We start from the raw sequence: 13,520 nt of genomic DNA on the forward strand, positions 1-13,520 counted from the left end.
CGACTAGCGTCGAATCAGGCGTTGTCCTGAATGAAGCGGATGTTTTCGGCGAGTGCTTCTGACGCGGCAGGCAGGTCGGACAGGCGGGTCGCAAGAGTGGCAAGCCCGAGGCGTTGGGGGAGCGCTTCGTTGAACTTGAGGCCGCGGAGGGCGGAGACGTCGATGTCGGGCAGTGTCAGCTGGGCGTCATTTACTGCGGCCCGCCAACTTTCCGGGGTGAGGTCGGCGCGGAGCCGGATCGAGGCATCGTCGAAGCGTTGTGCCTCGTCGGTGACGCCGGAGAGGGTCGCGGTTAGGACGGCGTTGGCGCGGTAGCCCGAGAAGGTCCACCAGCGCAGATCTGAGCCGTGGCGCAGGATGACACTGCCGCCCGGGCGGACTGTCGGCAGTGACGTCTCACGGGCCTCGGCGAGATGGGTGAGAGCACGTCGGGTCAGGCGTACGGGAGGATCGGCGCCCAGAAGGACGTCCCGGCACGCGCGGGACAGGGCATGAGACGCGCCCGCGATGGCCGCAGAGAACCAGCGGGCCTTGCCTCGCAGGTCGGACGGCTCCACGAAGCAGCGCCGACGTTTCCAGTCCACCCAGAGGACTTTCCAGTTCCGCCCGGCCAGGAGCAGCACGCGGGGGCCGTTGACTTGTTCGGTGAGCAGCATCGGGTCGGTCCGGCCGATCTCCTGCCGGCCGTGTAGGACAGTGAACTCCGGCGGGGCGGTGAAGACGGCGGTCATGTCCATAAAGTGGCGGCGGCCGAAGCGCTTTTCGGCTTCCGGCCCTATGAAGAGGTACTCGCCATCCCGCTCCAGGAATCCGTCAGCGAGCAGATGGGCGAGGATCGGTGCGGCGCTATTGTCGAACGGGTGGAGGTCGTTCCACTCCTCATGCCACAGGCTCGCACCAAGCTTGTTGCGCTGCAGCGACAACCCGAGGATCTGCTGTGCGACGATATGCCGCGGCTCGGGCGGCGGGACGACGGGCTCGACGTATCCGCGTCCCCACAGGACGAGCAGTGCGGCAGCGGTGACCAGTGCATCCGGGGTGAGCGTCAGGAAGAGACAGTTCCGAGCCGATCCCAGCCGGCGTCCGGTGCGCCCCAGCCGCTGTAGGAAGGCTGCGACGGTCGACGGCGAGTTGATCTGTATCACCCGGTCGAGGTCCCCTACGTCGATGCCCAGTTCCAGCGTGCTGGTGGAGACGATGACGCAGTCGCGGGCCGATGCGAACGCCTCCTCAGCCCGGCGACGTTCGTCCAGGGACAGAGAGGCGTGCGACAGGAAAGTGGTGATGTCGCGAGCGCGTAGTGCGGCCCCGAGTTCCTCGACCAACTGTCGGGAGTCACAGAACACAAGGCGTTTCTCGCCGCGGTGCAACGCCGCGATCACTCGTGCTGCGTTGGCCACCGACCCCACATAGTCCAGCTCGATCTCGCCTGGCGGCGGCAGCGCGGCGGGTGCGGCCTCGGGAGCCACGACCGCGCTAGCCCGGGCACCCCGCTCGGACCCTTGCAGCCAGGCCAGCAACTCGTCCGGGTTACCGACGGTCGCCGACAATCCGACACGCTGGATCCGACGTCCGGCGACGCGGGAGAGCCGCTCGAGCAGTGCCACTAGATGCCAGCCTCGGTCATCCCCTGCGAAGGCATGCACCTCGTCGACGACGACAGTCCGCAGCCCGGAGAACAGCAATCGGTGGTCGACGTTTGCGCTGACGAGCATTGCTTCAAGCGACTCGGGCGTGGTCAGGAGGATGTCCGGCGGATTCCGGAGGAGCGCCCGCCGCCGCGCCGCCGTGACATCCCCGTGCCAGAGTGCCACTTGCCGCCCCAGCCAGCTGGTGTAGGTCTCCAGCCGGGGGAGCAGGTTGTTGAGCAGTGCCTTCAGCGGGCACACGTAGATCACTGACAGGCCCGTCCAGCGCTCATCTTCCATCGCCGTCAGCAGTGGGAAGCAGGCCGCCTCGGTCTTGCCCCCGGCCGTCGGCGCGAGTAGCAGTGCGTCCTTCCCAGCCTTGACCGGTGCGATCGCATCGCGTTGGAGCGGGCGGAGCGTCCGCCAGCCGAGCGTGTTGACGATGTGGTGGGCGAGCGCGGGCGCCAGCTCCTCGATCACAGCCCGAGATCGATCTCGTCGGCGCTCGCCGCGCTCCGCTCGGCCTCCGACAGCTCCGAACCGGATACGGTCAGCGCGTAGTGCTGCCGCGGATCGAAGTCCGGGAACTCCTCGACCCGATCGAGGACGTCCGCGACGAGCTTGCGCAGGTAGACGCGCGGGGCGATCCCAACTTTCCCGCCCAGCCCACCGGTGACGGCCGTCGCCAGTTCGGCCACGTAGCCGTCGTCGACGACGGTCGTGATTCGCTCAGGGTCTCGTGCCCCGGCCGCGTATAGGTCGCGGACGGCCCGTCCCAGCTCCCCGAGCCGAGGAAGATCGAACCCGACCAGGCGCAGTTGGACGGCGCGAGGCGAGTCAAACCGTGGATCGGTGGTGAAGTCGGTCGCCAACCGCTGCGCCAGCGGAGGCAACCGCTGCGCGCCCTGCTGCCCCTCGTAGAACGCCGGCGTACCGGTGATCACGAGGAACAGTCCAGGGAACCGCCCGCTGTCGATCTCGTCGAGGAGCTGCCGCAGCGCGTTCAGCCCCTTCTCCCGGACGTCCCCGCGCACCCGCTGCAGGGTCTCGATTTCGTCAAGCACCAGCAGCAGCCCGGGATGCCCACAGTCGCGCAGCACCGTCAGCAGCCCTTGCAGGAATCCCAGCGCACCGAAATGGTCGAGATCCCCGCGGATGCCCGCCGCGCGTTTGGCGGTGGCGGCGACGGACTTCTGCCCGCCGAGCCACGCGATCAGCGCCTCGGCCGTCGCGGCGTCTCCCGCCCTTCTGGCCCGCCGGTAGCCGCGCAACGCAGCGGAGAACGCCGGAGTGGTGCGTGCGACGTCGGCGAGCCGCCGCTCCATCAGCTCCTCGACCGCCGAATCCAGCTCCGCGCCATCCAACTCCGCAGAGTCCAGGACTTCCTCTTCGAGCGCGTAGAACCAGCCGTCGACGACCGCTCGGAGCGCGCTCGGCGGATGAGTCGCCGTCGCCAGCCGCTCTGTGAGCCGCCGGTACACGGTCTCCAGCCGATGCAGCGGCGTCTCGGTCTCGGAGATCTGGATCTCCGAGACGGCGAGCCCCGCACGCTTGGCCCGCTCCCCCAGCCATCGCGCGACGAACGTCTTGCCTGACCCGTACTCGCCGCGAATGGCGTGGAACGCCGCTCCGCCCTTCGCGACGGTCGCGATCTGGTCTTCCAGCGCCCCGGAGAACCGGTCGAGTCCGACCGCGAACAGGTCGAGCCCGGCCTGCGGCACGGTCCCGCGCCGCAGCGCGTCGATCACTTCGCGGCGCCGGGCCGCGCTGACGGTGCCTGATCTCTCGATGCTCATGACCCGAACTGCTCCCGCAGCAACTCGACGTCGAGTTTGACGGTGTGTCCGGCGTCGATGAGACCGAGCACCGGATAGCCCTCAACGTTGAGGAGTCGCTCCAACTGTGTGACGAACAGCTCGGCGTCGCGCGGTGGCCTTCCCGCACCGCTCGCGGCGGCGACGACGTGCGCGGGAGACAGCCGGTTGCCGTCGGCGGCGGCCAGCGCGTCCAGGACGGCCGCGACCTGCGCCCCATCGGGAGCACGCCGCACGTACTTTTTCTGCTCGGCGTACCGAGGAGAGTTGACGACGGTCGGGCCGATCCCCGGCTTGGCCTCGAACAGCGCGTCCTCGGCGGCTTCGAATACGACGGGGGCGGACGCCGGCCCGGAGTTCCACCAGCCGGGCCTGACCGACTCGGGCGACAGCGCTGTCCAGCCCTTTGGCATCAGGCCGTGCGATGGCAGGACGGTCAGTACGGGAACGGCGAGTTCGGCGAGCGACACGCCACCGTGGTACCCGTCCTTACGCGGCGTGTACCGGATCGCCTCTGACCAGGGGACGGTCACCGTCCCACCGCCTTCGAGCACACGAGGTCCGCTCACGGACACCTCGCCTGGACCGGGCGTCCCGGTCCGCCACCGCGCCGAGCCGGTGCCGCCGGGTGTGGGCGTGTTGTCGGTGGGGGAACGGTCCAGAACATGCCCGTGGTCGGACACCAGCATCACCGGACGCCCCTGGGCGCGCGCGGCGTTGAGTAGCTCCGGCAGGTGGGCGATGTCGGAGATCCGCCAGGCGACCTCGGCGCGCCCGTGGTCGAGGGCGTCGTCGATGGTGTTGAGAACGACTCCGACGACGGCGTCTCCGGCTAGGGCGTCCATCAGCGGCTGGGCGAGCCGCTGCCCGGCTGTCCCCGCGATAGCGCCCTTGTGGAATATCAGGCCTTCCTTGCGGTGTCGCTTCCAGAAGGCGGCGAATCCGGCGGACTCGACGTTCTGGCCGCCGCTCTTCGGCTCGCCGCACAGTAGCGACGCTCGGCTGAGCATGGTCAGCGACGGGATGATCGCGACGGCGGCGCGCCGTCCGCCGGATCCACCGGCGCACTCGACCCAGCCTCCCTGGGCGAGCTCGGCGCCGAGTTCGGTGGCGACGGCGGCGCTCATCCCGTCCAGCACGACGATCAGCGGCGCGGACTTGGCCGCCAGGGGGACGGCCACCTCCTTCAGCACGTCCTCGATGAGCAGGCATCCGCCCGGCGCGATCGACTGGGCATGCGCCGCCCAGGCCACGACCCGACCGGCGAACCGCTCGTCCAGCAGTGCTCGCCGCGACCGCGCTTCGGCGTACAGGACCTGGTAGGCGTGGCGCGTGACCGGGTCGCTTTCGGGGTCGCCGGCCCACAGCAGCGACAGCGCCCGGTCGAGCCATCCCCATGACGCCAGCTGTTGGCGCACTCCGGCGGATACGCTCGGGACGGTCAGGTCGGGGTCGGAGTCCAGCCACCGCCGTACCCGCACCGCCATTCGCGCCACCTCGATCCGCTGGGGGCGCAGTCCCGACAGCCTGTGTGCGGCGAGCTCGCTGAGCGCGTGGTCGGCGCGGCCCGCCGAACGCCCAAGGGCCTCAGCGACGGCGTGCAGCCGGAACGTCAGCCCGGACGGAAGGAACGGGTTGCCGCCGAGCGTCGAACCGAGCCCGGCCGAAGTGGCCAGCGCATCGGCCCGGTCCAGAACGTCCATGACCTTGCGGAGACCGTCGTGCCGCTCGGATCGGTCGGTCTCGGCCTCGGCGATCCATCGGGTGAGGGTGCCCTGGACGGCGGTGCTGAACGCCTTGATGTCCTCGGGCCGGGCCGCGACCGTCCCGAACAGGCCGCCGACGGCCAGGACGGCGTCCGGCGGCGGCTGCTCGTCGGTGAGGACGGCGGCCACGACGCCGAGCGCCATCGCGTCAGCGGCCCGTCCGGCGACGGCCAGAGCCAGCAGGATTCCCGCGGCCTCGCCGACGGTGCGGCGCAGCCACTCAGTGATCCCGGCGCGCTCCTCGTCGGGCAGTGCGGTGAACCGTTCGGGGCCGGCCGGGTTGCGGGACCATGTCAACAGCGAGTCGAGGTCGAGGACCCGTCCGAGCCGGGCCTCGACGAGTGCCCGGATCGCGGCGTCGAGGCCGAGCAGCTTGCCGCCGCTGCGCCGCCACTCTGCGGCCGCCTCCGACTCCCGCCAGCCGTTCGCGGGCTCCGCCGCTAGCAGTGCCTCTACCAGCCAGGCCGATCGCCGGATACGCGGGTCGATCTCGGCTGCGCCGAACCGGCGGCGGATGATCTCGTCCATGGAGACGGTGAGGGCCATGCGGCCGAGCGCGTGCGCCCGCACGTCCCAGCCGATTTGGTCAGCAGGGGCGGTGGTCGTCACCACGAGTACGTCGGCGTCGCCCGAACCGCGGTGCCGCTCCCAGGCATCGACGACGCCGAGCACCGACGGCTGGTCGGTGACGGCGATCTGGCGCTGCTCCTCGCCGAGCCGCAAGGCGAACCGGTCAGGTGAGGTGGGATCGTAGCTGCCGTGTACGAGGACGAGGCGCTTCGCCGGGGACTGGACGAGCTGGCTCTCCAGCAGCGCCTCGAGAATTCTCCGGTCGACGACCGGTGCGCTCGCCATCAGTCCCGCTCCACGGGACGCCAGCTGATCTCGACCTCGGTGTCGGGGTGGGTGTCCAGGAAGCGCCTGATGTCGTCGCGGACGGCTGCAAGCCGGACGGCCTGGTCGGACCGGCTGGTCCGGTATCGTCCGGCGGCGGGCGGCGCATCGGACGGGACCGGAGGAGTGCCCTCGAAGGTAAGGCTGGTCTGGTCAGCCGCCTCGGCGGCCCCGTTCGCGGCGCGCTGTCCGCCCTGGGAGGCGGTGGTGGCAGCGTCGGCGGTGCCCGTGGTGGCGGTCATCGTGCGGCTGACCTGGGTGATGAGCGCGAGCGCCGCCGAACCGGTCTGTTCCAGGACGGGTGCGAGTGGTTTGATCCGCTCGTTCTCGTTCGCAGTCTGCGCGAGCGTTCCGGTCAGCCGTCGCGCCTGGTCGCCGATGTCGTCCTGCCGCTGGGTCAGCTCCCGCAGGGAGCCGAGGATGGGCCAGGCGACACCGTTCAGGGCCCGCGCGACGTCCGGTGTGCTGACGATCGCCGAGCCGAGTTCCTCGTCGGGGGTCTCGTAGGAGACGGCCGCGAGCTGTTTGACCAGCGTGGTCGCGTCGGTGGTCGACGACAGCCGGACGATCAGGTCGGCCCCATGGCGGGCCGCGAGCTGTCGGCGGGAGCCCGGGGCCAACCCCAGCTCGACGTTGTGTTCGTCGAGCAGATGCATGACTGTCATGACGTCCTTGCTCAGCCGAGTGACCTCCGTGGTGAGGGCCGCACCGAGCTTGTCGACGTTTCGGGCGAACAGCGGTTCCGGCACCTTCTCCCCGAAGATCTTCGCGAGCCGCAGCCGCGCCGTCCGGTACTCCTGTTCGGACGGCAGGGCCTGGGCTCGCAGCGCCCAGCTCGTCCCGATCTTGTCGAGCTCGGGGGCGGGGGAGACTCCGCCTTCGTAAACCCAGGCCCGGTCGGAGAGCAGCGCGTAGGTCGCAATGATCAGGTTGCTGACGGGCCGGTCCATGCCGGTCCAGCCGAGCTCCTCGATCCACCGGCGGATCTCCTCGACGGGCAGGTCACCAGTGACGCCGTGTTGTGCGGCGGCCTGGTCGATGCGGCGCTGCCAGTCCGGCGTGACGATCAGCGGCCCGTCGTGGACCTGCCCCAACTCCAGCGGGTGAACGATCCGCCGCAACAGCGGCAGCTTGTCGCGGTCGACGACGACTCGCTTGGAACCGTCGTCGAACGCCCGAGTGATCCACTGCAGCGCGGTCTTCAGCTCGCCGAGTGTGACCGGTTTGCGGTTGCCGGCGGTGTCGAAGTCGGGATGCTTGGGGTAGCGGACGGCGAAAAGCCCGTCCGTCATGGCCATGAGGTTGTAGGAGAACCCGGCGCCTCCATGCAGCCGCGGATCGGGGTAGGCCGGGTTCAGTGACAATACGTGCTTGCCCTCGGACACCTCGGCGGCGATGTTGGCCGAGTCGCCGCTGTTGATGCCGTAGACCTGCTGGAGGACGGAGGTCAGTTCGCTGGTAAGGGTCGCCTGCTGCGCGGCGAGGTAGGACTCGGTGCGGGCCCGCTCATCAGGGGACAGGTGCCCGGCGTAGTCGCTGAGCCGGTTGTGCTGCAGCAGGAAGTTGATCTTCAGGAGCCGACCGAGCTGCTTCTGCCGTGCCGCCGACAGGTGGTCGGGTAGCCACACCAGGGTGTCGCGCTCTTGCCCGTCGCGCTTGAGCTCCTGGACGCGCTGGAAGTCGTCACTGGGGAACTTCGAAGTGTCGAACGGGTAGTCGATGATGATCCTGATCCGTCCTTCGAGGGACGGTGCGAACTGGTCGTCACGGATCGCCTGGTCGTCGCGGACATTCTCGAAGACGAACTCGACGGTCCGTCGGGTGCCCCGCCACACGACCTCGCGCTCGCAGACGAACGCCCCGGTGTCCTTGATCCCGAGGGCGTCACCGCTCCAGAGCCGTTCCTTCACCCAGATGCGGCGGGCCCCGGAGTGGTCCTGGTCGCCGACGGCATCGAGCAGCGGCTCGATGTTGAGGTCCGTCAGATGGAGCGTGAAGACCGGGTCGGCGTCGCCGTCGGCGCGGATCTCGCCGAATCCGGCGGTGATGAGCCGCCGCAGCCGCTGTACGACGACGCTTCCGGCCGGAACGGTCCGCGACCGTACCGAGCCGTGGTTGAGGGCGGCGAGCCGAGCCCCGGTGAGCCGGGTCAGTGCGCTGACGTCGGGCGCGAGTGCCGAGAGGATCAGAGTCTTCACGAGGCGGTCGTCGGCCTTGTACCGCTCATCGTCCTCGGAACCGTAGGTCTCCAGGAGGTTGGCCCGCACGCGCGCGTGGAACCGGACGGCCGCCGCCGCCTCGGCGTCGAGCTGGTGGGACATCGCCTCGCCGAGTCCGGTCGACAGGACGTCCCACAGATCACCCAGTGGGATGATCTGCCCGACTCGGTACTCGCGCCGCTGCCGCAGCATCTCCGTCAGCAGCCGCAGGCCGGTGCGCTCCCGCTGTAGCGCCCCCGACAGGGCGACGAGGACATTCAGCAGGGCGGGGGACAGCGGGTAGACGGTCTTGAAGTCCTCCCAGGTGGCCTGGGTGAGACCGTCGTGGTCGAGCAGGACGTCCCTGACGATCTGGCTGCCTGATTCAACGCTGGCGAACTCCGTGTCGAGCCGTTCCTGGCCACCTGGCAGCTTTCTGAGGACGCGCTCCTTGACGATCGCGGGCAGGTTGCGGTCCTCAAGGGAGACGACGTCGAATCGTTCGGCGAGGTAGGCGACCTGCCGTTCGAGATTCTTCACCTCCGCCCCAACGATGTCGTCGCCGACGAGCTTGGAGAGGTCGCGCTGCCGCGACACGAACGAGATGATCGGGACCCCGCGGTCGCGGTCCTCCGACTCGATGATCTTGACGAGCTTGGAGACCTCGTTGTTGACCTTGACCTGGTCGGACATGTGGGCCTGGAGCCAGAGGATCAGCTCATCAATAAAGAGGATGAGCCCGTGAAAGCCGTGCTGTTGGGCGTGCCGGCTCATCACCGCGAGCCCGTTCTCCAGCGGCAGGTAGGCGTCGGCGGCCCCCCGCTGCCCGGCCGCGTAGGCCGACAGCGGCCCGCTGAGCAGCGCGCTGACGAGTGCTTCCCGCTCCGGGGAGCCGGGTGCGGCGGAGAAGGCGGCGTCGAGCGAGGCGGTCGACCACCCGGACACGCTCCCGCCGAGCGGTGCGACGTCTTCGGGATCGCTCTCGACGGCCGCCGCCCCACCAAGCCACTCGGCGAACTTGGTGTCGTCGTTGAAGAACTTTCGCTGCCGCCGCGCGTCCGCCAGCAGCGCGTCGGACCGGAACACAGCCGGAGTCGGCAGCCCGAGGCGCTCTGCCTCCCTGACATACCCGCCGAGGATCTTCGAGTCGAGGTCGGTGGCCCCTACCAGGTGGTAGGGCACCATCATGAACTTCTTCCCGCCGAGCCAGGAGGCGTTATCGGCGTACACCTCCCGCAACCGCGGCTTCTCCTCGCTGAGCACGCTCGAATGTCCGTCGAGGACGGCATGCAGCACGGTCATGAAGTGCGATTTACCGGAGCCGAACGACCCGTGCAGATAGGCCGCAGCTGACTCGCCCTCTTGAAGCGCGTCCCGCACTAGCCGCAGTGACTTCCGGAACGCCTCTGCAAGCTGGTCGGTGACGACGTACTTCCCGACCATGTCGAAGGTCGCGTCGAACCCGCCCGACAGTTCGACCTTGAACTGCCCCGCGTGCACCGACTCGGGAATGTCGAGAACATCCTTGAGACGAAGCTCCACCGGGCTGCTCATCCCCTTGCTCCCTTCAGGAACTCTTTCGACGGCCGCCACTCCCGCAGCTCCCGCTCCGAAATCTGAAACTCCGCCGTCTTCTCTTCCAGAAACGCCTGGAACTCCTCAGCGGGATTTCCACCCCACTCGGCGTCGTACTCACCGTGCCACTGCCGCACCCACGGCATGACCTCAAGCAGCCCGGCAAGCACAGGCAGCAACTGCTCCCGGCCCCACCCATCCTCAAGCTGCCGATCATTCACCAGATTGACGAGCGCCTGTGCCTGATCCTTGTGATCCCACCCGGCCCATCCGAGCAGAAGCGGATCATCTTTATGCCGTGCCGCCCCGAGATAGGAAGTGAACCTCTCCTTGGGCACGTCCAACTTCCCGCGTGGCCCCCAGTAGCTGAACTTACGGAAGTCGGCCGAGGTGTACTTCGGCGGAACCTGGATATCAAGCTTCCGCCCCTCCCGATCCTCCCGTCGCTGCAGCTCCCAGGTCTTCTCCCACTCCGCACGCTTCCGCAGCCCAGAGTCCTTGTACCGCAGCGCGGAGAGGTAAGGGACGTGCTCCTCGTGAAGTACCTCCTCGAAGACCTCGGCCAACGGCAGATCCCGCTTCTCAAGGTGATCGATGGCGTAGATGCGAGCCACCTCGTTCATCTCGGCGTCCTCACGGAACCGATCAGCCAGTTCGCTTACGGTCATGACCTTCGGGTGACGCAGCCCGTCCCGCCGTGTGAACCACAGGTTTTCGAGCTCGCACCGGTCAAGAATCCACCGCTTCAGCGCCTCGCGCTCCTGAGTCTCCCAGGATTCGGTGGACCATCGCCGCTTGTTCTCGGGCTGCTCCAGTAGCGCGATATCGCTCCGCTTCTCGATCATCTCGATCCGATTCCGGACGACCTCTGCGTACTGCTCGTTCCACGAGTCGGGAACAGCTGTGAGGGGCTGTGAGCCGTGCCGGTCAAACCACGCGGTTTCCGCCTCGCCGCTCTCTATCTTCCTGGCCAGTCTGATTTCGAATGCCCGCGCCCCGAGTTGCACCGCAGGTATGGCGGATTCGACGACCGTCACCCGGCTCGCCTCATCCGCACTGAGCAGCCCGTACAGCAGATATACCTGCCAATCCAGCTCTTCCTGCGCTGCGATCATCTTCGCTTGGAGTTCGTCGTGCTCACGCCGGGCTGCGTCAAGCTCTGCTCGACTTGGCACACTAGAACCGCAGATTGCCGTCGGCTTCAATTCTGCAAGTCGCTGTGCCCAGGAATCGAGCAGCCGACCGAGCGGCAGCGGCAGGTCATCCGGAACCGGAAACTCCTGCAGCTTGGTCCCGGTGAACTCATACCGCTCTTCCCACTCCTCATCCTGATGGCCTCGGCCGAGGCCGCTGCCGCCTTTGCCCTGGCTGACCTGCTTCAACCAGAAGCACGCTGTCGACGAGTTCAGCAGCCCGAGCAGCCCAAGATGACCGTCCTCGCTGGCTTCTGCGGGGAGGTTGATTACGGGTGCGCTTCTGATGAGGAGCGTTCCCTGCTCCGCAAGCGTGAAGTGGTTGTGCGTAGAGACGAAAGCGAAGGTCAATCGGAGGTTGGGATTCCAGCGTCCAGGGTGAAAGTCCGAGTATTCGAACCACGTGAGGCCGCGCTCTTCCTGCGTGCCGGAGAGGGCGCGGCGCTCACTGAGAAGCTTGCGGCTCGGCCATAGCCACTTCAGTGAAGGTACCGATGCTTTGGCGACCGTCCCGTCGGCCGAGTAGGGGAAGACCGCCTCGGTCTCATGTTCGAGCGTCCAGTCGCGGACGGTTGCGCCCCCGGCCGCAGGTGCGGTCTCGCTCTTGGGAATGCCGCGGCGCTTAGCGGTTCCCATACCGAGGAAATACGCATCGTCTTCCCGTGTGACGGCCATGAAGCCGATCGACTTGACGAGATCACGCAGTTTGGTCGAGTTCTGTGTGTCGAGGAGTTCAAAGAGATCGAGCGCGCCTCCGCCGCTAAGGGACCAGGGATGGTGGTCGAGTGATTCGCGGACGATATCGGCGGTGCTGACCCAAGCGGACTCACTATTGGCCCGCGCGGTCTGGGTTGTGATGGCTGTCCAGACGAGTCCTTCTGCAGCGTTTACGGGTTGACCGGGCTCGCCACGGATTCCCAGGACAGCGCGGATTGGATCTCTGCGGTGCGCGAACCGGTTGCGTCCGGCGAGAATGACGGTTGGGGTCCCGTGGCCGGGTATGTAAGCGCCCGAGCTGTCGATGACATGCGTCAGATCAATCGTTCGGAAGAAGTTTTCGATGAGCTTCTTTCCGAATTCTCGCTTCATGAACGAGTTCGCAGTGATTTGGCCAGTGAAGCCTGCCTGGCGCTCGGTGCCACCCGTGCGGATCGCAAGGTCAAAGATTCTCTGGGCGAAGGGTGCGGAAAGGGCATAGGCGCCGCCGCATGCCTCCGGGTAGTACCTCCGGTAGTTTCGGCTTTCCTGCTTATCCTTGACCGTGATGTACGGCGGATTGCCGACTACGACATGATAGCTGCCGATGCCCAGCAAATCACAAGTATTCGAGAATTCGTCGCTGTCCTCGGTGGCAAAGTAAAAGGGCTCGTCGGCGAAGAGGTCGCCTTGGTCCCCCAGTGCACCTCGGCCGTGGAGGAGGGAGTCGCCTACGGCGATGTTTATAGGGAAGGCGGGGGCGGAGGCAAGCCGAGGTTCGTCAGCAGCGGTTAGGGCGGCGACCAGGAGGCGGAAGCGGGCGATCGCAGCGGCGAAGGGGTTCTTGTCGCAGCCGTGGACGGAGTCCAGAGTGCGGCGGATGAGGTCCCAGCGGGGGAGGCCAGGTGCCTCGGCATCCCAGGCGGCAAGGATGCGGTGGAAGAGACCGAGGAGAAAGTGGCCAGAGCCGCAGGCTGGGTCGATTGTGCGGAGGCCGATGGCCTTGTGGGAGTCGTTGCGAGGGCCCTGCCAGGAAGGAGGGGTGTGGCGCCACTCGGGCGTTAGGCCGAACTCTTTTAGGGCTGGGGTGAGGGTGAGGTCGAGGATGAATTCCTCGACAAAGTCGGGGGTTTGGAGGAGGGCGTAGGTCTTCTGGGCGTGGGTGGAGAGATGCTGGTAGAGGTCGCCCAGGAAGCGGGTGCCCTGGCCCTGGAAGAGGTATGGGATGGTGCCGTCGGCGTTGGGTGTGCGCCAAAAGTTCAGCAGAGCCGTGGCGGCCTCGTAGGAGGGGTTGGCTTCCCAGAGGGGGTTGTGGGCCTCGTCGAACAGGCCCGCTACTGCCGGGTGGGTGGAAGCCAGGTGGGTGAAGGAGGCCAGGAGCCAGTCGCGGTCGTTCTGGTCGGGGTGGATGCGGAAGTGGGCGGCATGGCGGTCTTCGGCGTCCTTGAGGCGGTCGTCGGGGCCGGAGATCCACGGGTCGTCGATCAGCTCGTTGTCTTCGCAGTAGCGCACGAAGACGGTGCCGAGGACCCAGGCGACGGCGATCTGGGTGAGACGATCCTCGCGCCACGTGGTGAAACTCTTTTCGCCGCTCGCGATGCGCTTGGCTGTCAGGGCGCGCTGATGTTCCGTGGTGAGCTTGGCGTGGAAGGCCGGGTCGATATCGCTTTGGGAGCGCAGATCGTCGACCAGTGCGGTGACCTGCTGCTGCAGGTCCGTGACGAGGGTGCGTTCGGCTGACTTGCGGCGGGCCACG

At 67.6% G+C, this 13,520-nt stretch carries 5 protein-coding genes; all 5 read right to left on the reverse strand.

Annotation, left to right across the window (positions count from 1 at the left end; genetic code table 11):
• Positions 1-14: 14 nt before the first annotated feature.
• From ACA511_RS03020 to pglX, 5 genes are read right to left on the reverse strand one after another with little or no spacing between them, the layout of a single operon-like run.
• Complete coding sequence (locus tag ACA511_RS03020) at positions 15-2,108, reverse strand: DEAD/DEAH box helicase (protein WP_375022463.1); 2,094 nt, start codon at positions 2,106-2,108, stop codon at positions 15-17.
• A complete protein-coding gene (gene brxD / locus ACA511_RS03025; protein ID WP_375022464.1) occupies positions 2,105-3,424 on the reverse strand; it encodes a BREX system ATP-binding protein BrxD in 1,320 nt (439 codons plus the stop codon). The genes ACA511_RS03020 and brxD overlap by 4 nt, the downstream gene beginning before the upstream one ends.
• Positions 3,421-6,063 (reverse strand): BREX-2 system phosphatase PglZ, encoded by a 2,643-nt coding sequence (gene pglZ, locus ACA511_RS03030; protein WP_375022465.1) that lies wholly within the window; start codon positions 6,061-6,063, stop codon positions 3,421-3,423. The genes brxD and pglZ overlap by 4 nt, the downstream gene beginning before the upstream one ends.
• Entirely contained in the window at positions 6,063-9,854 is a 3,792-nt protein-coding gene (locus ACA511_RS03035; protein WP_375022466.1) for a PglY protein, read from the reverse strand. The genes pglZ and ACA511_RS03035 overlap by 1 nt, the downstream gene beginning before the upstream one ends.
• Positions 9,851-13,519 (reverse strand): BREX-2 system adenine-specific DNA-methyltransferase PglX, encoded by a 3,669-nt coding sequence (gene pglX / locus ACA511_RS03040; protein WP_375022467.1) that lies wholly within the window; start codon positions 13,517-13,519, stop codon positions 9,851-9,853. Before pglX ends, ACA511_RS03035 begins: the two co-directional genes overlap by 4 nt.
• Position 13,520: the final 1 nt, after the last annotated feature.

Source organism: Actinomadura sp. GTD37 (assembly GCF_041951365.1).
In the GTDB taxonomy this organism is placed as follows: Bacteria; Actinomycetota; Actinomycetes; order Streptosporangiales; family Streptosporangiaceae; genus Spirillospora.

What these genes read in the sequence shown, in the direction of transcription:
- pglZ (WP_375022465.1), bottom strand. Translation starts at nt 6,063, where the DNA reads ATGGCGAGCGCACCGGTCGTCGACCGGAGAATTCTCGAGGCGCTGCTG.
- ACA511_RS03035 (WP_375022466.1), bottom strand. Translation starts at nt 9,854, where the DNA reads ATGAGCAGCCCGGTGGAGCTTCGTCTCAAGGATGTTCTCGACATTCCC.
- brxD (WP_375022464.1), bottom strand. Translation starts at nt 3,424, where the DNA reads ATGAGCATCGAGAGATCAGGCACCGTCAGCGCGGCCCGGCGCCGCGAA.